This window comes from Coprobacillus sp. (assembly GCF_984815275.1).
Genome location: NZ_CFJNYH010000005.1, coordinates 26398 through 47889, shown reverse-complemented (window position 1 = coordinate 47889; position 21492 = coordinate 26398). Strand labels below are relative to the sequence as shown.

At 31.4% G+C, this 21492-nt stretch carries 26 protein-coding genes and 1 other annotated feature; of the genes, 5 read left to right on the top strand and 21 right to left on the bottom strand.

Translation table 11 applies throughout. The annotated features are described in order from the left end of the window. Positions 1–60: 60 nt before the first annotated feature. Together AC5M21_RS03140 and AC5M21_RS03135 are read left to right on the top strand one after the other, a co-directional pair. Positions 61–798 carry a YebC/PmpR family DNA-binding transcriptional regulator gene (locus tag AC5M21_RS03140; protein WP_008789490.1) on the top strand — a complete coding sequence of 246 codons (738 nt, stop codon included), beginning with the start codon at positions 61–63 and terminating at the stop codon, positions 796–798. A 6-nt stretch (positions 799–804) separates the two neighbouring features. Next, positions 805–1488 (top strand): MBL fold metallo-hydrolase, encoded by a 684-nt coding sequence (locus AC5M21_RS03135; RefSeq protein ID WP_236916461.1) that lies wholly within the window; start codon positions 805–807, stop codon positions 1486–1488. Positions 1489–1510: 22 nt separating this feature from the next. Here AC5M21_RS03135 and AC5M21_RS03130 read toward each other — a convergent pair whose 3' ends face one another. The 5 genes from AC5M21_RS03130 to AC5M21_RS03110 all read right to left on the bottom strand — a co-directional run bounded on the left by AC5M21_RS03130 (position 1511) and on the right by AC5M21_RS03110 (position 4027). Further along, positions 1511–2638 carry a DUF2812 domain-containing protein gene (locus AC5M21_RS03130; RefSeq protein ID WP_008789488.1) on the bottom strand — a complete coding sequence of 376 codons (1128 nt, stop codon included), beginning with the start codon at positions 2636–2638 and terminating at the stop codon, positions 1511–1513. After that, positions 2628–2951: a PadR family transcriptional regulator gene (locus AC5M21_RS03125; protein WP_008789487.1), complete on the bottom strand. Its 324-nt coding sequence runs from the start codon at positions 2949–2951 to the stop codon at positions 2628–2630. Before AC5M21_RS03125 ends, AC5M21_RS03130 begins: the two co-directional genes overlap by 11 nt. 98 nt (positions 2952–3049) lie before the next feature. Next, complete coding sequence (locus AC5M21_RS03120) at positions 3050–3421, bottom strand: VOC family protein (RefSeq protein ID WP_008789486.1); 372 nt, start codon at positions 3419–3421, stop codon at positions 3050–3052. Between the two features lie 15 nt (positions 3422–3436). Further along, positions 3437–3631 carry a DUF6440 family protein gene (locus tag AC5M21_RS03115; RefSeq protein WP_008789485.1) on the bottom strand — a complete coding sequence of 65 codons (195 nt, stop codon included), beginning with the start codon at positions 3629–3631 and terminating at the stop codon, positions 3437–3439. A gap of 51 nt (positions 3632–3682) precedes the next feature. Next, a complete protein-coding gene (locus AC5M21_RS03110; RefSeq protein ID WP_008789484.1) occupies positions 3683–4027 on the bottom strand; it encodes an MmcQ/YjbR family DNA-binding protein in 345 nt (114 codons plus the stop codon). A gap of 170 nt (positions 4028–4197) precedes the next feature. Here AC5M21_RS03110 and AC5M21_RS03105 point away from each other — a divergent pair, with 170 nt between their 5' ends. Further along, a complete protein-coding gene (locus tag AC5M21_RS03105; RefSeq protein ID WP_008789483.1) occupies positions 4198–4458 on the top strand; it encodes a GroES family chaperonin in 261 nt (86 codons plus the stop codon). Positions 4459–4470: 12 nt separating this feature from the next. Continuing rightward, on the top strand, positions 4471–6090 hold the full coding sequence (gene groL / locus AC5M21_RS03100) for a chaperonin GroEL (protein ID WP_008789482.1): 1620 nt from the start codon (positions 4471–4473) through the stop codon (positions 6088–6090). A gap of 216 nt (positions 6091–6306) precedes the next feature. Here groL and AC5M21_RS03095 read toward each other — a convergent pair whose 3' ends face one another. From AC5M21_RS03095 to AC5M21_RS03070, 6 genes are all read right to left on the bottom strand, one after another. Then, entirely contained in the window at positions 6307–6852 is a 546-nt protein-coding gene (locus AC5M21_RS03095; protein WP_008789481.1) for a GNAT family N-acetyltransferase, read from the bottom strand. Between the two features lie 45 nt (positions 6853–6897). After that, positions 6898–8076: an NAD(P)-dependent malic enzyme gene (locus AC5M21_RS03090; protein ID WP_017143712.1), complete on the bottom strand. Its 1179-nt coding sequence runs from the start codon at positions 8074–8076 to the stop codon at positions 6898–6900. Between the two features lie 169 nt (positions 8077–8245). Further along, complete coding sequence (locus tag AC5M21_RS03085; protein WP_008789478.1) at positions 8246–9328, bottom strand: DUF4261 domain-containing protein; 1083 nt, start codon at positions 9326–9328, stop codon at positions 8246–8248. A gap of 53 nt (positions 9329–9381) precedes the next feature. Then, on the bottom strand, positions 9382–10317 hold the full coding sequence (locus AC5M21_RS03080) for a type I phosphomannose isomerase catalytic subunit (RefSeq protein ID WP_008789477.1): 936 nt from the start codon (positions 10315–10317) through the stop codon (positions 9382–9384). Further along, complete coding sequence (locus tag AC5M21_RS03075) at positions 10283–10777, bottom strand: 2-thiouracil desulfurase family protein (RefSeq protein ID WP_008789476.1); 495 nt, start codon at positions 10775–10777, stop codon at positions 10283–10285. Before AC5M21_RS03075 ends, AC5M21_RS03080 begins: the two co-directional genes overlap by 35 nt. Beyond that, complete coding sequence (locus AC5M21_RS03070) at positions 10758–11414, bottom strand: HAD family hydrolase (protein WP_008789475.1); 657 nt, start codon at positions 11412–11414, stop codon at positions 10758–10760. The genes AC5M21_RS03075 and AC5M21_RS03070 overlap by 20 nt, the downstream gene beginning before the upstream one ends. A gap of 90 nt (positions 11415–11504) precedes the next feature. On the opposite strand from AC5M21_RS03070, the gene AC5M21_RS03065 reads away from it, so the two are divergent. Further along, positions 11505–11711, top strand: coding sequence for a hypothetical protein (locus tag AC5M21_RS03065; protein ID WP_008789474.1), 207 nt, complete (start codon positions 11505–11507; stop codon positions 11709–11711). Between the two features lie 231 nt (positions 11712–11942). On the opposite strand, the gene AC5M21_RS03060 is transcribed toward AC5M21_RS03065, so the two are convergent. The 10 genes from AC5M21_RS03060 to AC5M21_RS03015 form a co-directional block, all read right to left on the bottom strand. Further along, complete coding sequence (locus AC5M21_RS03060) at positions 11943–13163, bottom strand: D-alanyl-D-alanine carboxypeptidase family protein (RefSeq protein WP_008789473.1); 1221 nt, start codon at positions 13161–13163, stop codon at positions 11943–11945. After that, a complete protein-coding gene (locus tag AC5M21_RS03055; protein WP_008789472.1) occupies positions 13147–14043 on the bottom strand; it encodes a DMT family transporter in 897 nt (298 codons plus the stop codon). The genes AC5M21_RS03060 and AC5M21_RS03055 overlap by 17 nt, the downstream gene beginning before the upstream one ends. Positions 14044–14091: 48 nt before the next feature. Continuing rightward, positions 14092–16824: an isoleucine--tRNA ligase gene (ileS, locus tag AC5M21_RS03050; protein ID WP_117598766.1), complete on the bottom strand. Its 2733-nt coding sequence runs from the start codon at positions 16822–16824 to the stop codon at positions 14092–14094. Between the two features lie 35 nt (positions 16825–16859). Beyond that, positions 16860–17064 (bottom strand) — a binding site (T-box leader). Next, positions 17061–17489, bottom strand: a complete 429-nt coding sequence (locus AC5M21_RS03045; RefSeq protein WP_008789470.1) for a DivIVA domain-containing protein — start codon at positions 17487–17489, stop codon at positions 17061–17063. It overlaps the preceding feature by 4 nt. Positions 17490–17499: 10 nt before the next feature. Continuing rightward, positions 17500–18252, bottom strand: a complete 753-nt coding sequence (locus AC5M21_RS03040; RefSeq protein ID WP_008789469.1) for a YlmH family RNA-binding protein — start codon at positions 18250–18252, stop codon at positions 17500–17502. Positions 18253–18290: 38 nt separating this feature from the next. Then, positions 18291–18734: a cell division protein SepF gene (locus tag AC5M21_RS03035; protein WP_008789468.1), complete on the bottom strand. Its 444-nt coding sequence runs from the start codon at positions 18732–18734 to the stop codon at positions 18291–18293. Positions 18735–18850: 116 nt separating this feature from the next. After that, positions 18851–19090: a YlmC/YmxH family sporulation protein gene (locus AC5M21_RS03030; protein ID WP_008789467.1), complete on the bottom strand. Its 240-nt coding sequence runs from the start codon at positions 19088–19090 to the stop codon at positions 18851–18853. Between the two features lie 28 nt (positions 19091–19118). Next, positions 19119–19898 carry a sigma-70 family RNA polymerase sigma factor gene (locus AC5M21_RS03025; protein WP_008789466.1) on the bottom strand — a complete coding sequence of 260 codons (780 nt, stop codon included), beginning with the start codon at positions 19896–19898 and terminating at the stop codon, positions 19119–19121. Positions 19899–19941: 43 nt separating this feature from the next. Next, complete coding sequence (gene sigK, locus AC5M21_RS03020; RefSeq protein WP_008789465.1) at positions 19942–20634, bottom strand: RNA polymerase sporulation sigma factor SigK; 693 nt, start codon at positions 20632–20634, stop codon at positions 19942–19944. Continuing rightward, positions 20631–21077: a hypothetical protein gene (locus AC5M21_RS03015; protein WP_147344841.1), complete on the bottom strand. Its 447-nt coding sequence runs from the start codon at positions 21075–21077 to the stop codon at positions 20631–20633. The genes sigK and AC5M21_RS03015 overlap by 4 nt, the downstream gene beginning before the upstream one ends. Positions 21078–21492: the final 415 nt, after the last annotated feature.

Sequence of the window (21492 nt, the reverse complement as noted above, 5' to 3'; positions counted from 1 at the left end):
TTGAAAAATAGTGAAAAAATGTTTATAATACAAAAGTAATTTTAAAGGAGGAATCATTCAATGGGTAGAGCGCACGAAGTCCGTAAAGTCGCAATGGCAAAGACTGCAGCAAAAAAAGCAAAAGTTTATTCTCGTTATGGAAAAGAAATTTATTTAGCTGCAAAAGCTGGTGGTCCTGAACCTGATGCAAATCTATCATTAAGACGTTTAATTGAAAAAGCAAAAAAGGAGCAAGTCCCTGCTGATGTTATTAAACGAGCTATCGATAAAGTCAAGAGTGGTGTTACTGAAGATTATGAACCAATACAATTTGAAGGTTTTGGTCCTAACAACTCAACAATTATCGTCAAATGTTTAACAGATAATATTAATCGTACTATTTCTCAAGTTCGTCCAGCATTTACAAAATCTAAATCTAAATTAGGAGCTGAAGGATCAGTTGCTTATTTATATGATGTTGAAAGTACTGTTATTTTTAATGGTATGGATGAAGAAGCTGTATTAGATGCTTTAATTATGGCAGAAGTTGATGCTAAAGATATTGTAACGTTAGATGATGGACGTATCAAAATCACTGGTGAACCAACTGATTTATATAAAATCAAAACTGCAATTGAAGAAGCAAAACCTGATGTCGAATTTGATGTTGATGAAATCACAACAACTCCACAAGATTATGTGGAACTTGAAGGTGATGATATGATGTTATTTGAAAGATTAATGGATTTATTAGATGATTGTGATGATGTCGATCAAATCTTCCATAATGTTTCTAATTATGATGATGGAGAAGAATAACATGCATTGCATGTTATCTTTTTTTGTATGCTAGTTACACATCTCTATCATAGTGGATGTCTCATTGAATTAGAACATCATAGCCTTCTCTTTGATTATTATCAAGGAGATTTAAAACTCAATCAAGAAAAACCACTTTATATCTTTGTTTCTCATAGACATTTTGATCATTATAATCCGCAAATATTTAAACTTAAACATCCAAAAATCACCTATATTCTCTCAAATGATTTAAGACATAAATACGATGGAAATTATGTTGATGTTCACCAAACATATCATTTTGATGATATAAAAGTCAAAACTTTGTTATCTACTGATGAAGGATGTGCTTTTATTGTAGAAGTTGAAAATAAAACTATTTATTTTGCTGGAGATTTAAATTGGTGGCACTGGGAAGGCGAACCCAATCAAGATAACGATTACCAACGCAGCACATATCAGCAGGAAATAAACACTATCTGTCAGCCTCTTGATATTGCTTTTGTTGTTGTAGACAAAAGACAGGAAGAAAGTTATCTGCTCGGTTTACAATATTTTTTAAATCATGTCCAAGTTCGATATATTTTCCCTATTCATTATTTTGGTGATTATACAATTAGTGATCAGTTAAAAAAAGAAAAACTTGATAATCCATATCATGCTCAAATCATAGATATACATCATCAAGATGAAACATTTGAAATCTAGATCTCATTAGAGATCTTTTCTTTTACCATCCAAATTCTAGATACTTCTTTGTCTCTGTATTTAACAATTGATGATTTCCTCTTAAAATACGATTATCCCTACAAACAAGAACATTGTCCTCACTTATGAAATAAAGGTCATATCCTCTATCAGTCGTTTTTGTATAATGACTATAAGAAAGGAGATTTTTCAATACAATCGGATAGAGTCCCTCACTGTAACTTTCAAAATACATCAGCTGATTACCATCAGCCACCTCATAATTAACATAGCATGCTAAACTTGATTGCTGAAAGATGATGTATGGTTTTTCAGCTGCTATTGGCAAATTGACTTTTGGATAAGCAGTTCCAGATATAAAATAAGAAATTGAAATAAGACCTGCTAAACAAAACAATGTCAATGGGATTTTCAAGGCAAACCAAATATTTTCAGTTTTATTAATAAAGCAACTGCCAACAACTCCAACAATAATATAAATAATAATGATAATTTCATAAGTTATATATGGCATTTTTGCAAGGATAACAGCAATTAATGAGAAAAGACAAGCAATAAGTATGGAAGTATAATAAGAACGTTTTAATATATGGATATATGTATAATTCACTTTCTTAGTCAATTTATATTTCACAAAAGGATAAATATTAGCTATAAAGACATTAAGAAATATAAATAACCAAAAAAGAATACTCATTATCCAATAGTCATTTGAAATACTGAGAACATCTAATGAGAAATATGCCCAAAACAAAAATAGCCCACAAGCAGACATGAAAAAATCATAAATAAAATGACGATGTGAAGTTTTAGAAATAACATCTTTTTCGACCTTTTCATCTGTATGAATTGGCCTAGCCTGTGTGGAAGTAAAAATAGAGAATGGCTCACAGTAATCCAGTAATTGATAACCATTTTTCTGAAAATATTCAAAGTATTCTTCCTTTTGAGGAATATTTATGAATCCATCTTTTTTACTATAAACATCTACATAATAATAGATCTCATGAACAGGTTCAGTTTTGAAAACAAGATATTGAGAATGAATTTTTGTTAAATATTTACCATTCTTAGCCATCTCATTTATATAATCCTCTAATTGTTGCTTTTCAAAGTAATGAAATTTATTATATTTTAATTCATGATTCATCAATATCCTCCTCACTCTTCTTTGTATCTTCAATCATTTCAAGGAGATGCTGATATTCTTTTTCTAACATTATACGACCTTTATCTGTCATAATATAACTTCTCTTGCGCCCTTCTGTCTTCTTTTCATGTATCCATTTTTCAGCTTCAAACTTTGAAAGAATTGCATATAATGTTCCTGGACCAAGAATAATTCTTCCATGTGTTAATTTTTCGATATATTGTGAAATTTCAACACCATATCTTTCTTTTTTTAATGCTAATAAAACATAATACATTTGTTCTGTTAATGTTTTCAATTGAACCCTAGGCATACAATCAACTCCTTCATATCGTCTAACGATATGTTCCTCATCTTCAGTCTATTATCGTTTAACGATATTGTCAACAAAAAAAGAGAAAATCATATTTTCTATGATTTCTCTCTAATAATCTCAAACCAGTAATCATCTGGATCATTAATAAAATATAATCCCATAGCCTCATTTTCATAACAAATACAATTCATTCTCTGATGTAATGCATGAGCTTCTTCATAGTTATCAACTGTAAAACAAATATGGCTTTCATTCTCTCCAAGTTCATAACTTTGAGGATGATCCTTTAACCATGTTAATTCTAATTGAAATGGTGAAACACCATCACTTAAATAAACAAGTTTAAAACTGCCATCACTTGCTTCTTTTTCTCGAATAACTTCTAAGCCTAATGCTTCTTTATAAAAATGAATACTCTTTTCTAAATTAGTAACATTAATATTACAATGATTAAATATTGCTTTCATCTTATTCGCTCCTTTTTACTCATCTTTTGGAAAAACAGTTGTTATCATAGGTTTTCCTTCACGATCTACAAGAATTGTTAATCCTCCAGAATTCCCACTTGAATGGTAAAGATAATGAATACCAGTTTCTTTATCGACGAGGATTTCCGTTGCAGTCGCAAATGAACTTTGTTCATAGATACTTATAAAACGTTTATCTTTTTTTGCCATACTTCTTCCTCCATCGTTAACATTATAACAGAATCAAACGTTATTCCAAAATTATTTTCTTTTTCGTTTAACTAAAGTTATATCATAGCTTTCTTGAATCATTATCTCAATATCTTTTGGATCAACTGTACCATCTAGAATAATTGAATTCCAATGTTCTTTACTTAAATGATAACCTGGAACAACAGATTTATATTTTTCTCTAAAAAAATCTAACCACCCTTTTGTTCCCTTCACATTCACCCAAATACTTCCATTTCTTTCAAATATCCACGCAAATATTTTATGATTTTCGTGATGTCTCATACATGTCCAATTCGTATCAGAGAATGGATAATCTTCATATACATTTTGATATGTTAAACAATATGTAATGATTTCTTGCCTTGTCTTCATTATCTCACCTTCTTTTTTATTATACATAAAATATAGATAAAATGATAGGTATTTAGCACTTTCTTATAACTAGTGCCAAAAAGTTCATATTCAATTCACATTTAAGTTTATAATTATTTGTGTTAGCAATCTATAGTTATGAGTGCTAAGCATAAAAAGGAGGAATAAAAATGTTAAAGCCATTACATGACTATGTTATTTTAAAAAAGGAGCAAGCTGAAAAGCAAACTGCAAGTGGGATTATTCTCACCAATCCAAAGGAACAGGCAAGCAATCAAGCAACAGTTGTTGCTGTTGGTCCAAAATGTGACGACCATTTAAAAGAAGGAATGACTGTTATTTTCAAGGAATATTCAGGAACAAAATTTAAAGATGAAGAAACTGAATATATGATTTTAGAAGAAGAAGATATTTTAGCGATTGTTGAATAGGAGGAATTAATCATGAGTAAAGAGATTCGTTTTTCTAAAGATGTTAGAGATGCAATGTTAAAAGGTGTCAATACTTTGGCTGATGCTGTGAAAGTTACAATTGGTCCAAAAGGACGAAATGTTGTTTTAGATAAGGGATATGGTTCACCACTCATTACAAATGATGGAGTTAGTATAGCTAAAGAAATAGAACTAGAAGATACTTTTGAAAATATGGGTGCTAAACTTGTCTATGAAGTTGCCAATAAGACAAATGATGTTGCTGGAGATGGTACAACAACTGCGACTATTCTAGCCCAAAGTATGATTCAAAATGGATTAAAAGCCGTTGAAAAAGGTGCTAATCCTGTTTTAATGCGTGAAGGTATTGATTATGCAAGCAAGGAAGTTGCTAAATATATTTTAGATAAATCTCATATTGTAGAAACAAGCAATGATATTGAAAGTGTTGCAACAATTTCAGCTGGTGATCAAGAGATTGGTAAAATTATTGCACAGGCGATGGAAAAAGTCGGTAGAGATGGGGTCATCAGTGTTGATGAATCAAACAGTTTTGATACTGAATTAGAAGTTGCTGAAGGTATGCAATATGATAAAGGTTATGTATCTCCATATATGGTGTCAGATCGAGAAAAAATGACTGTTGATTTAGACAATCCAATGATTATGGTTACTGATCAAAAAATCAATACAATCCAAGAAATTCTACCAATTCTTGAACAAGTTATGCAAGCCAATAAATCTTTATTGTTAATTGCTGATGATTTCGAACAAGAAGTCATTTCTACATTAGTTGTTAATAAATTAAGAGGAACATTTAATGTTGTTGCAACAAAAGCACCAGGTTTTGGTGATAATCAAAAAGAAATCTTACAAGATATTGCAATATTAACAAATGCAAAATTCTATAGTAAAGATTTAAATATGAATTTAAAAGATATGCAAATGGATGAATTAGGATCAGCTAAAAAAGTTCATATTACTAAAGATCACTCAACTATGATTGGTGGCGCTGGTGAAAAAGATGCAATTGATCAACGTGTTCATGAAATTACTCAACAAATGAATAATTCAAAAAGTGAATATGATAAGAAAAATTATGCTGAAAGATTAGGTAAATTAAGTAATGGTGTTGCTATTATCAAAGTCGGTGGTGCAACTGAATCAGAATTAAAAGAAAAGAAATTAAGAATCGAAGATGCATTAAATGCAACAAAAGCTGCTGTCAGTGAAGGAATTGTTATGGGTGGCGGTGTGACATTAGTTAATGCTTATGTTGCTTTAAAAGATCAATTAAAAGATAAAGATATTGATAAACAAAAAGGTATTAAGGTTGTTTTAGATGCATTGCTTGCCCCAATGAGTCAAATTGCTGAAAATGCTGGCTATAATAGTGATGAAATCGTTGAAAAACAAATGAAGTCTCCTGAAGGTCAAGGCTTTGATGCAAAAGATGGTGAATGGGTTGCAATGTTTGATAAAGGTATTATTGACCCAACAAAGGTAACACGTAGCGCTTTATTAAATGCCGCAAGTATATCTGCATTATTCATTACAACAGAAGCTGGTGTTGCCCCTATTAAAGAAGACAATCCTGCTCCAGTTCCAATAGGTGCTCCAGGAATGTACTAATATTTTGATCTCAAAAACACAAGTGAAAAAGAAGTTCTCATAGTTTAGAGGACTTCTTTTTTCAATATACTCTTTTGAATATCAAAAAAACAGTTAAATGCTACATAGTGCAATAGCAATCAAATGAAACGACATAGAGATAACAGAATAAAGATAAACGTCACTGACAATGATAATAATTTATAAAGAAAAAGGATAAATTTTTACATATCTTTCCTATTTACAAGACTTCCATTCATCTTCTAATATAGCCATTAGAATATTATCAGCATACTTATCACCATCTTTAATAGCATCTTTTAATATGCCCTCTTGACGAAATCCAGCATGTTTATATGCTTTAATGGCTCTCACATTAAACGAAAAGACATTTAATTCTAAACGATGCAGATGCAGTTCTTGAAAAGCAAAATCTCTTGTTTTTTCCAGAGCCCATGTTCCAATCCCTTTTCCATAATCAGTCGGATGAAATAAACATATACGAAAATTAGCACTTCTTAAATCATTATCAATTTCATTAATAACACTTTCACCAATAATTTTACCTTCAGGAGAAATAATCATAAAATCATATCGATCACTAGCATCCAGGCATTGATAAAAAAATGAAATAACTTTATCCAATTCAAAATGTTTTTGGCTACCTGTCAACCTAGCTGTTTCTGAATCCAAAGGATTGAAATTATTCCTAAAATATGGTTCAGCATCTTGCTTTTGCGCTAATCTTAGTTTATATCCAGCTTTTGACCATTCTGTTCTCATAATAGCCTCCTTTCTCAAATAAATCTAAAGAAGATACATGTGTATCTATATTCTTGAAACACCTTCTTCTTGTGCTTTTTGAGACACTGCTTTTGCTACAACTTTAGCAACACGTGGATCTAATGCACGAGGAATAACATATGTTGGAGAAAGTTCCTCTTCACTGACAAGTGATGCCAAACCTCTTGCAGCAGCCATTTTCATACCTTCAGTAATCTTACGTGCTGTTACATCTAATGCTCCTTTAAATAATCCAGGAAAGGCCAATACATTATTAATTTGATTTGGGAAATCTGAACGACCAGTTCCCATAACTGCAACACCCGCTGCAATTGCATCATCATACTTGATTTCAGGCTCTGGATTGGCCATTGCAAATACAATAGGGTCTTTTTTCATATCTTTAACCATCTCTTGCGTTAATAAACCTGGTGCAGAAACACCAATAAAAACATCAGCCTCTTTAAGTGCTTCAGCCATTGTCATACGCTTTGCCTGAGAATTTGTAATTTCAGTTAATTCCTGTGTTAAAAAATCATATTGAGCATAATCTTCTTTTGTAACAATACCATGAATATTAAAACCATAGATTTCTTTTACTCCTAGAGAATGAATCATTTTAATAATAGAACTTCCAGCTGCCCCTGTTCCACTCACAACAACAGTTATATCTTGAATATCTTTATGAACAACTTTTAAAGCATTTAATAAACCAGCAGTGACAACGATAGCTGTTCCATGTTGATCATCATGGAAAACAGGAATATCTAATTCGTTAATTAATGTACGTTCTATCTCAACACAGCGTGGTGCACTAATATCCTCTAAATTGATGCCACCAAATGTTGGTGCCATTGCTTTAACAATCTGAATAATTTCCTTTGGATCTTTAGTATCTAAACAGATTGGAACTGCATCAATATCACCAAATTTTTTAAATAATATTGATTTTCCTTCCATAACTGGCAATGCTGCTTCTGGACCAATATCACCCAATCCCAAAACAGCTGTTCCATCACTTACAACAGCAACACTGTTGTGCTTCCATGTATATTTATAAACAGCTTCTTTATCCTTAGCAATTTCACGACATGGTTGAGCAACTCCAGGTGTGTATGCTAATGATAAATCATGACTTTCGTTTAACGGTACCTTTAATTGAATTTCTAGTTTTCCTTTTGTTTTTTCATGCATTCTTAATGCGTCTTGATATATATCTGACATGCTTTTTCTCCCCTTTTCACGTTTCTTATTATGACACAAATCATATAAATTGAAAAGTCTATAGCCTTTTTTACTTTGATTATAATTATCCAAAAAATCTGAAGAATAAATAATTTCTTCAGATTATAAAAACATCTTTACCCTATCATTACATTTAGAATATAAAACTTTATTCAATATCAACAACTTCAATCTTGAGAGTTTTTTCATCCAAAAAAATTCCTTGACTTAAAGTAATTTGACATTTTTGTGTAGCACTGACACCAATCGTTTCTCCTTGATGTAATTCAGCCCTTTGCTCAATTATATAACAAATGACATTAAACATGAATTCATGAAGTTCTGAAAGCTGTATGGTTGTTGGCAATGTTTCTATTTCATAATGTCCAAAATTCTTTAATCCGATTGTATAAATGTGATTTCCTTCTTGATTTGTAACAATTCCTAAATAAACCCATAACATAACAGGTAATGATTCATCTTGATAATAATCATTCATAATATCACGATAAATATGCTTAGGCCAAACCATCTCATCACCATAAACCGCAATAGACTGTTCAAAATTGAAACAAGCATCAATAAGTTGTGATTGCAATAACATAGCCTCTCTTGTATCAATACCATGCCCACTTGTCGTGACAATAATATGTGCTTTATGTTCCTTGACTTGCTCAACAGCATCTTCCCACATATAGCAGCCTTGTGCATAATATTCTGCCTCTCCTTCAGGAACTGGAGTTTCCATAATAGAAACAGATATCATTGATTCTTTGACATTCGCAACATAAACATTTCCTTTGCTCTCTTCAATTTGATTACACTCTATATGGCAATTTTCTTTGAGATAATGAAAAACATCTTTAAGATTTACATTTGAGTCTTTTAATAAAACAAAATGAACAAACAATGTACGCTCTTTTAATTCATCACTTTCATTCGCTGCATTCATCCAATATTCTCTAATTTGTTCAATCATATTGATACATTTTTGTTGTGCAGTATCTTCATGATAATTTTCATATTCGCTAAAAATATGACCACAATGACCAATTTCATCTTCATGATAACCACCACATACCCCTACAAGCCATGATGAGAATCGAGATTTTTTAAACTTAAAAATATAGTAATGTAAATTATGTAAGTCAAACTCACCAGCAATTTGAATTTGACTAGGTGCTTTCCCCAATTCATTTTCGTGACTTAACCATTCAATCATACATTGCAATGCATTTTCTTTTTGATCCATATTTTCCCTCCTATTTCCATCTATAAAGAAAAGCAGATTAAAAATCTGCTTGTTTATAATGTTGTTATCATGATAGTCATAACACCATCATAAACAACCTCGTTTTGATCACTGCATACAATAAAATGATCACCTTTCTTAACAGCTTGACCATCCATTATTCCTTCTCCTTCAAGAATACTAACCATTTGGAAAGGTTTATCATTTAAAATCGTATTTTCTCCAGTCAACCTATAACAATCCACTACAAAGAATTCACTATCTACATAGCGTGTTTTAGAACCATTATCTAAATGTGAATTTGTAAATAGAGTATTAGATGAATGAAGAGATGGAACACTTGTCACATCAATTGATTGTTGAACATGAAGCTGTCTTTCATTTCCATCTTTATCTTTTCTATGATAATCATAAACACGATATGTAATATCTGATGATTGCTGTGCTTCATAAATAAGAGAACCACTGCAGATAGCATGAATTGTTCCTGTTGGAATATAGAAGAAATCCCCTTTATGAATTTCAAAAGAATTCAATAAATGATCATAGTCATCATTTTCAATTGCTTTTACAAATTCTTCTTTTGTTTTGGCATGATGTCCCATAACCATTTTTGTTCCTTCATCAGCCTGCAATACATACCAGCACTCTGTTTTTCCTAAAGAATTTTCATGTTTTCCTGCATATTCATCATTTGGATGAACTTGTACAGATAAATCATTCTTTGCATCAATAATCTTCACTAATAAAGGAAATTGGTTCCCTTCGACATCTCCAAAAAGTTCTCTATGATTTTCAAACAGCCAAGCCACACTTTTTCCTTGATACTCACCATCACCAATAATACAATCTCCATTTTTATGTCCTGAAATCGCCCAGCATTCACCTGTTTGATCACTAGGGATATCATAACCATAAATATCTCTTAATTTATGTCCTCCCCAAATCATTTCTTTAAAAACTGGTTGAATCTTTAAAATATGTCCCATATTCTTCTTCCTTTCCTATATATTTTAAGAACTCCTCTATTTGGTTCTCATTAAAAACTTTCATTCCATTCTCTTCACATAATTTTGCAAAGACACCTTGTCCATCAATTAGCTGATGAGAAAATGTTCCATCATAAATACCTTGATTCCCACAACTAGGACTCCTAAACTTTAAAACAACAACTTCTACATTATTTTCTTTCAATATTTCTAATGCTTTTTGAGCACCCAAGATATACTCATTTGTAACATCAACATGTTGACATGTCTCAATTCGTAACAATTCTCCTGGCTGAATTTCTGCTGGGTCACGTGGTGTAGATAATCCACCAAGAACCTCTGGACAAACTTCAACAACAAAACCTAAATCATATAATTGTTTGAAACCTAAAACAAGATTATGTGAGCCATTATATGTGCATTTTACGCCAAGCAAACAACTACTCACCCCAATTTTCATTAATAATCCTCCATATCTCCATAGCTTCATCTACCACATAATCAGCGCCAGCCTCTTCAAGTTCAAGCCTTCCTCTAAATCCCCATGAAACCCCTATTGTTTTCATATCTGCACGATAGCCTGTTTCTATATCCACATCACTATCACCAATAAAATAACAATCCTGACGACTTAATTTCATTGCCATTAAAGCGAAATGTACCGACTCTGGATTAGGTTTTATAGGATATGCATCCTGCTGACCTAAAATAGATACAAACCGATTTGGAAAAAGATGTTCAACAATTTGAATGGCCATATCATGAGGTTTATTTGTAACAACCGATAATTTGATTCCCTGATCATATAAAGTCTCTATAAGTTCCATAATCCCCTCATAAGGTTGGGTATGATCCAGATAACGCCTTGCATAGACAACCTGAAACTCTCTTAGACATTCATCAAGAATATCAAGATGTTCCTGCCCTAAAGCTCTTTCCATTAATTTTTGTATCCCATTTCCAACAAAATGATTATATTTTGAAATATCATGTTGTGGCAATTGATGATTTCTTAAAACTTCATTTGTAGATAGAGCCAAATCTGTTAAAGAATTAACTAATGTTCCATCTAAATCAAATAAACAACCTTTTCTCATAACATCCTCCAATATCAGTATTATTATAACAGTATTGAAAAAATAATGAAAGATGTTATAATAAATTAGTATATAAAATGGGGTGAAATCATGAATGAATTGAAGTCAACAAAATATATGAAAATCTTTTCAGCACTTGGATATGCAATTGGTTTTGGATTAATTATTTGGTATTCTATCTTTCAAAATAACGCAGTCTTTCCAATTGTTGGTGTTATAGTGATTTTTATTGGAAGATTCATCGGTTATGGATTAGATAGAATTGTTGAATTGAAAGAAGACAAAAAAAAGAACTGATCATTATCAAACAATCAGTTCTTTTTTTAATACAAAATCTACTGCATTATTCTCAATAAAACCGATAACTTTCGTTTTATATAGAATGCTACCCTACGTATTTCATTGTTCTAATTACTACTTATTTTAAAACAATTCCTTTTGCATCAAAGAAACATTATTCATGTCATCCATGAGTTACCTTAACAAAAGATCATTGCAAAGCAAAACATATCTCTGTGAATTTGGACTCTAGACCTTCTTTTTCTTTCTTTGATAGATTTTTAAGCCAATAATAAATATGCACAATCCAGGAAATCCAATTATGATTCCATAATGTAAAACAATAGCAGCTGTTGAACTTTGAATTGTTTCAGGCATTGTTTCAATATATTTATATATAGGTTCTCCTTGATAATTGACGCTAATAATTGCCAATCCGTCGCCTTTATATATAGGCGCCTCTTTCCATTTTTGAATATTAACTTGTATATCCAAGTCTGATTTGTTTATTGTCTTCTCAACCAAAAGTGATATATCTTGTTGAGCTTTCATTTGATATGAACCTTGAAATGATTTCAATACCCAAAAGGTATCAATCTCTTCGTCTTTTTTATAAAGCACGACATTATGGAAAGATTGATCCATATATTGAGAAACAGTTGCAGCATCACGGATATGATTTCTCTTTCTCCTATCTTCTGCTTTTGCAGTGACAAGAATTAACCGATGCTGATCAATTGTCATTGTTGATGCATAAGTCAATCCTGCTTCATCAGTAAATCCACTCTTGCCACCATTTATTAAGCTTACATCCATATCTTTATTATCTTTTGCATTTTGTAAAGATGAAATCCACTGATGATTACCTTTTGAACTTTTATAAGAACGTGCCTCAAAAACTTTTACGAACTCCTTATTTTGTAAAGCATGATTCAATATTAGAGCCATTTCATGAGCAGTCGTATAATGTTTTTCATCATGCAATCCTGTCACATTCATAAAATGGGTTTGCTGCAATCCTAATTCTATGACTTTTTCATTCATGGCAGTGACCATATGATCAACATCTCCAAATATCAAACGTGCTAGAGCCTGACAAGCATCAGCACCAGATGGCAGTAAAGCGCCATATAATAAATCCTCATATGTCACCTTTTCTCCTGGAAATAGCCCAGCAACAGTTGCCCCTTCTTCAACAACCCCTTTAAAATCAGCTTGCTTTATTGTTACAACTTCCTGAAGATCAGTAATATAGTCTAAAGCCAAACTCACAGTTAAAATCTTTGTCATGCTTGCTGGATATATCTTTTCATTACTTTTCTTTTCCATATAAACAAGCGAAGTATCACGGTCATATAAATAAGCATATTGAGAATATAATTCAATGTTTATATTTGTATATGCATGGATTGGTTGTATAGAGAGGAAAATCAGCAAACAAGCAATGAGTGAACTAACGATCTTCTTCATCCAACATTCCACCTTTCTTTAAAAAAGACAACTTTGTTTCAGAGATAATAATAGCTATAAAAATTAAAATAAATCCAAGAATGACTTTTAACGTTAAAATCTCACCATAAAAAATAACTGAAAATGCAACTCCAAAAACTGACTCTAAAGATAAAATTAAAGAAGCATTACATTCACTTGTATATTTTTGCCCAATAGTTTGACATACCATTGTCACTGCAGTGGCAAAGAATGCTAGATAAAACAATTGCAAGAAAATAGATGATTGAATGTGGCCAACTAACGTGATATCTTCACTCAATACTGTAACCACCAAAGCTACACAGGCTCCACCAATAAACTGAAAGGTTGTAAATGCACCACCATCTACACCTGTTGAAAACTTTTTTATCATTAAAATGTGGATTGCATATAAAAAGCCACCACACAATGTTAATAAATCACCAATATTGATAGATAAATCACCATTAAGAGAAACACAACCAATCCCTAGAATACAAATAAATGCTGCAATAAAATTATAAATATCAGGTCTTTTATGATGAATTATCCAAACAAGAAAAGGGACAATCGCACAATAAACAGCAGTTAAAAAAGCATTCTTACCTGGTGTTGTAAAAGATAAACCCCATGTCTGTACATAATATGCAGCAAATAAACAACAACCTGTTAACATACCACCCAATATATTCTCTTTTGATAAATTCTTAATCTTGGAAAAAAAGAGAATTGCTAAGAAAATAGCAGCGAGTACAAAACGTATCAGTAACAATACAGCTGGTGTCAAAAAATCAACTGCACTTTTCATTACAATAAATGAACTTCCCCAAATCAACGCTGCTATAAACAGAAACACTGATCCTTTTAATTTTTGACTCATTTTTTAATCCTTTCTAAAAAGAAATGGTACAAAGTACCATTTTCTTTTTTATCCATTCATTACATCATGGCATCGGTGACAAAGTTCACCTTCCATTTCATCTTCATCATAATAGTTCCAACATCTAGGACATTGAATACCATTGAATTTTTCTGCTTTCATATATGCAGTATCAAATTCTACCAAATCAGTTAAATCATCTGTTAACTCCACTTTAGCAACAATAAATAACTGTTTTAAATCATTAACCAATTGAGCCATATCCTCATATTCATCTTTAAAACAAATTGTTAATTTTGCTTCCATATTAGATTTAATCACTTTTTCATTTCTTAAGTCTTCTAATGCTTTCATAACATCTTTTCTAACCATTAAGAAACGATCATAATATGCTTTAATACTTTCAGCATTATCAATATTCAATAATTCTGGTTTTGGTTCTAAGAATACAGACTCTGCTTTGTTTTCATCACAATGGAAATGATCATGTAATTCTTCTGCAGTAAAGACTAATACTGGAGATAATAATTTCATCATTGTTTTTGCATAATGATACAAGACAGTCTGAACTTGTCTTCTTCTCAATCCGTCTGCTTTTTCAATATAGAGAATATCTTTTGTGAAATCCATATAGAATGCACTTAATGTATTCGTAAAACAATTTAAAATCAATTGATTAGCTTCACTAAAATCATATTGATTTAAAGCTTCTTTATATCCTTTGACAAGTTGATTTAATTCTACTAACATATACTGATCTACACCTTCAAGTTTTGAAGTTTCTACAACATCACAAGATTTAAAATCAGATAAATTTCCAAGAACAAATCTCATTGTATTTCTCATCTTACGATAATTTTCAGCAACTTGTTTCATAATCTCATCTGAAATACGGACATCAGACTGATAAGCAATTGAAGTTGCCCATAATCTTAAAATATCTGCTCCATATTGATTGACCATTTTAATTGGATCAACAGTATTCCCCAATGATTTAGACATCTTATTTCCTTTACCATCTAAAACAAATCCATGAGAAAGGACAGTTTTATATGGAGCACAGCCATGTGCCGCTGTTCCAATAATCAAAGAGGAATTAAACCAACCACGATATTGGTCACTACCTTCAAAATATAAATCAACTGGATATGGATATCCTCTTTCTTTCATAACTCCTGTATGTGATGAACCAGAATCAAACCAGACATCCATAATATCTTTTTCTTTTCTAAAAATACCATTTGGTGAATGCTCATTTGTATAACCTTCTGGCAATAAGAAATTTTCATCTTTTTCAAACCAAACATTAGACCCATATTCTCTAAATAAATGCGAAATATGTTCAAAAACCTCTTTTTCCATAATTGGGGTTCCATCTTCACAATAGATAATTGGGATTGGTACTCCCCAACTTCTTTGTCTAGAAATACACCAGTCACCACGATCTCTAATCATATTATAGATACGGACATGCCCCCATTCATTTAACCAATTGACCTTATCAATTTCACTCAATAATTTTTCTCTAATCTTGTCAATTGAGCAGAACCATTGATCAGTTGCTCTAAAGATAATTGGTTTTTTAGTACGCCAATCATGAGGATAACTATGAGTAATAAATTCAAGCTTTAATAAAACACCCAATTCATCCAGTTTCATTGTCACAGTTTTGTTAGCATCATCAACATACTGACCAGCTAGCCATTCACCACAATCTTCCATCATTTTTCCATGAGCATCAACATTACAATAAATATCTAATCCATATTTTTGTCCAACAACGAAGTCATCCATCCCAAATCCAGGGGCTGTATGAACACAGCCAGTTCCTGCCTCAGCAGTCACATGGTCACCTAGAATAACTAATGATTCACGATCATATAAAGGATGCTGACATGTTATCATTTCCAATTCAGAACCCTTGAATCTTTGTAGAATTTCTTTTTGTTCTAAACCAAATTTTTCCCATAAAGAATCAACAAGTTCTTCAAGTACTAATAATTTGCCCTTTTCACTTTGAACAAGTGCATAAGTATAATCAGCATTTAAACAGATTGCTAAGTTTGCTGGAATTGTCCAAGGTGTTGTTGTCCAAATCACAAAACTTGTCTCATTATCCAAAATACCTTTGCCATCCTTAACTGCAAACTTAACAAAAATTGTAGGACTTTTCACATCATGATATTCAACCTCTGCCTCAGCTAATGCAGATTCACTTGATGGTGACCAGTATACTGGTTTTAAACCTTTATAAATCAAACCTTCCATTGCCATTTTCGCAAAAACATCAATTTGATTTGCTTCAAATTCAGGCATTAATGTTAGGTATGGATGTTTATAATCTGCAAATGTTCCTACTCTTATACACTGCTCCATTTGTTTATGAACCTGTTCCAATGCATATTCACGACATTTTTCTCTAAACTCAGCAGTCGTCATCGCTTTACGATTCACGCCTAACTTTTGAATAGCATTTTCAATTGGTAAGCCATGTGTATCCCATCCTGGAATAAATGGAGTATAAAATCCTTCCATGTTTTTATAACGACAGATAACATCTTTAATAACTTTGTTCATCATATGTCCAATATGCATATTTCCATTTGCATATGGTGGACCATCATGAAATACAAAAGCATCTTTTCCTTCATTTTGTTTAACAACTTTTTCATACATTGATGAATCTTGCCATCTTTGTACATATGCAGGTTCTTTTTTAGGAAGATTCCCTCGCATTTCAAATTCAGTTTTTGGCATTAATAGTGTGTCTTTATAGTTCATATTTTTTCCTTCCTTTCTAAATAAAAAAACGCCCAATAAAGGACGTTTAAACGCGGTACCACCTTTTTTTCATATCACATAGATATGCTCTCAATGTCTTAACGCGACCAACGGCTAATCCCTACTTATTTTCAGGACGCTACTCAGGAGTGATTCATTATAAATTTAACTTCCTTGTTTTCACCAGCCACAAGTTCTCTCTAAGTTTCCTTTATAAACAGTCTCCATCTTCGTAGTTAATTTTCTTTTTCTTCTCTTATTAAACTAAAAATTTCAGATTTGTCAATAGTTTCTAACATATCTTCACTCATTTTTACAACATTTGCTCTAAAATCAATAGCTTCTTGCTTGAAATTATCCATATCTTTAGATAAACCTCTAACATATTCCATTGATTCTTTTAATATCATATTGGCATTTCTTTTAGCCTTTTCAATTAATTCACTCGCTTCTTTTAATGCCAATCTCGCAATCTCTTCATTCGTTTTTTCATGAACATTTAATTCTTTTGTAAGTAAGGTATTTTGTTCATTCAACTGATCTATTTCACCTTGTAAAGATTGGATTGTCTCTGTCTGTTCTTGAATTTGTTGTTTTAACTCATTGATATAATCATCAACCTCAAGCCTATTATAACCTCGAAATTGTCTATCAAATTGTTCCACATCTTTCACCTCACTTATAAAAATACCCTGTCACAACATGATTTCCCTGCTTCGTTTGTCGATTTTCATCTACAAGTTTCACACGCCCATGACGCTTAAAGGATATTATATCATCATTATGACACAAAAAGCTGACTTCTTCAACATCTTTATGATTGACTTTGACATTTCCTGCACGAATTGACTCACTTGCTAATTGTCGAGGAACTTTGTACAATGTAGAAACCACTTTATCAAGTCTAAAACTTGATAAAAAGAAAGTTTTTGTCATATATTGGTGTTGAATTTCAATTGTTTCATTGATTACTTTTAAATGAATTTTAGATTTTTTTATTTGTTTCAAATGCATTTGTATAAATGAATACGTCTGTTGTGTACAAGCAAAGAATAATCTATCTGCATCATAAATATCTCCTATACACTCACGCTTAATACCTAAATTCATCAAAGCACCCAAAACATCTCTATGCTGCAATTTACCAAACTGCTGATGATAAAGAACTTCAACGACTACAATTTCAAAATCTTCTGATAAAACTTCATAAAAATCTGGACAAATAATAAGTCTTTGATTCTCAGCATTTTTAAAGCCACCCTGACAATGAATTTGTAAATCTTGAGTTCCTATTACTTTATATACAATATTCTGTTCATGTGGATTTAAAAAAGCTGTTAATATCATTCTTTGATGATTGAGAGCTTGATAGCGACAATCTAAAATCTTCTTAACAAAGGCTTCATCACCTTTAAAATGTTCTAACATAAGCAAAAAGAAAGTATTAGCAAGAGCTAATACTTATATTATTCTTCACTTTCATTTGAATCCATTGTGATATTTCCACTGACTCCAATATTTTTAGGTGTACACAGAAAAATCTTAGGACCAATTTGTTGAATATCTCCCTCAATCGCAAAGATAACTCCACTCAAGAAATCAATCACACGTTTAGATTGTTCTTTTTGTAAACGATGCAAATTAACTACAGCTGCTCTTTTTTGTTTTAAATAAATCGCTATTTCTTGTGTTTCACTATAGGCTCTAGGCTCAAACAAAACCAAATGACTATCTTTATTTGCACTTAAAGCTCTTACAGCATCACTTGTTTTTGTAGATTTTGCTTTTTCAAACATACTTGTTGTTTTAGCAGGCTCTTCTTCTGTATCTATTTCTACCTCTTCATAAATATCATCGTCTTCATCTTCTTCTTCAAAAAACCATTTTTTTACTTTTTGTCCGTATCCCATGAGGTAACCTCCTTATATTTCTTTCTTTATTATAACATAACCTGTGTATGAAAAAAAGAGAAAATTGTTTCCAATATTTCTCTTTTTACCAAATAAGTTGCTTTATAGCTATTTATTTAACACTCAATATTCACCAATATAACATCTTCTCCTATTGTTATAATATTTTCAATAGGAATAATAAACGTTGGTGGACCTTTAAACACACACAACAATCGAAATGCTGATACACGTTCCACAATAATTGCCTGTATACATCGGCAAAGTGGATCTATTTCAACATCGACAACATAACCAATCTTCGTTCCAGTTGCTGCATTCACAACATCTTTGCATTGTAAAGAAACAAATCGCATACAATCACCCATACAATATATGCAAACACTAGACCATATATTTCTTTAAATGTGATAAAGCCTGTTTTTCAATACGTGAAACCTGTGCTTGAGAAATAAATAGTTCTTTAGCAATTTCACTTTGCGTATGTCCTTTAAAATATCTCTCATTAATAATTTGCAATTCTTTTTCATCCAAGTGATTCATAGCTTCATATAAATCAATTGAATTCTGCATATCTTCCATTTGATTTTTACGGTCCGGAATTTGGCTTTCTAAATCAATCTGTCCATTCCCATCATTTTGAACCTCCTGTGAAAGAGAAGTTACACTATTGGTTGATGATAATGCCTCAACTAATAAGAATTCATCAACATCTAAAATCTTTGATAATTCTTTCGTTGATGCTTCTTTATGATGCTTTTTCATATATTCCTCATTTGCCAATAAAGCTTTATATGCCAAATCACGCATAGACCGTGGAATTCTCATTGGTGAATTATCTCGAATATAGCGTTTAATTTCTCCAATAATTAAAGGGACTGCATATGTGGAAAAACGAACATCTAATGATGTATCAAAATGATCAATAGCTTTGATAAGACCAATCACACCAACTTGGAATAAATCATCTAAATTACTGACTCTCTGATGGTATTTTTGGACTAATGATAAGACCAGTTTCAAATTAGAAAGAACAAGTTTTTCCTTTATATTTTCATCATTTGTTTGATGATATTGATCTAATAAGTTCATCGTTTCCTGATGACTTAATTTTTCGTATTCTTGGATAGTATAACCATTAATTTCAACTTTGTACCTTGACATACTTTCGACTCCTTTGATAGAAGTCTCACCATTTTAAATGACATTATTCATCATCATTCAATTTATTTCGTAACTTTTTGATAATCTTTTTCTCTAATCTAGATATATATGATTGTGATATCCCCAATACCTCTGCAACATCTTTTTGAGTTAATTCATCATGGCCTACCAAACCATATCGCATCATTAATATTTCCTGTTCTCTTTCATTTAAATGATGCAAAGCGCGATAGAATTTTTCTTTTTGATCATTATGTTCAATTTCATCTTGAACAATGTCTTTATCAGTCCCAATAATATCAGACAATAATAATTCATTACCATCATAATCTACATTTAAAGGTTCATCTAAAGATATTTCTTGTCTTAATTTGTTATTTTTTCTTAAAAACATCAATATTTCATTTTCTATACAGCGTGATGCATACGTTGCCAATTTAATGTTTTTATCCATTTTAAAAGTATTGACAGCTTTTACTAATCCAATCGTCCCAATACTAATTAAATCTTCAATACTCCCATTTTGAACAGAATCATACTTTTTAGCAACATAAACAACAAGACGTAAATTATGCTCAATTAACAAGTCTCTAGCCTGAGCATCTCCTTGTTGCAGTTTTACCAAAGCATCTGCTTCCTCTTTACCTTTCAAAGGTGCTTTTAAAACATCATGTCTACCAATATAAAATAGAACTTTCTTTTTGAATAGCCAACGCTTAATCCATTGTAAAATCATAACAAGCCTCCTAGTAACTGAGAATTTAAAATACAATCATACTCGTTAGATGACATCACTCCTACGTAAACATGATGTAGAACTTGATGATTAATCTCTATCTCTTTCATAACAATAATATCTACTGTCTCTACCTGATTTGCTGTCTCAATCACAATGCTATCAATCTTTTCATAAGTCTCCAACAGAGAATGACGAATAAAAATAACAGGATATCCCTTATAAAAAACTTTGTTTCCATTATCTATAAATCCTAAACATTCTTTCCCTAAAAAAGAAACGCTGACCATTTCATCTTTTTGAAGTTTATGTTGGCAAAATGCAATATAAAAATAAAAAATACCAAGTACTATAAATGTAAGAATAAGTAATGAAACAAAATCAAAACCTTCTACTAATAAAACACCCTGGAATATTGTAGAAGATGGTAATATCATCTCCAAAAAAGCCAATAATGAGATATAGACAAATAAAAACAAAGGGTAATAGATATAAGTGAGTTTTTTAAAATAAAAAAGAGTTAAGAGTAAGTCATATAACAAGAGGAACCCATCAAAGAAATCTATAAAAAGAAAAATGATCGATATGTTATAGGTAAGCGTATATTTGAACAGTTCTTTTATAGTCATTTGTTGGTTTAATAAAAAACACAATAATTCAAATGTTAGTAAGATCATCAATGCATTTATAGCATATGTGACTTCCAAATAGACCTCCATGATTTCACCCCTCTTTCATTATAGAAAATATCATGAGAAAATTATGTCAAAGAAAAGATGAGATTCAAGAATTCTCAAATCAAAAAAGTTCCAGCTTAACACCTGATGTCAATCAGTCGTTATTCTTGCTCTCATTCAT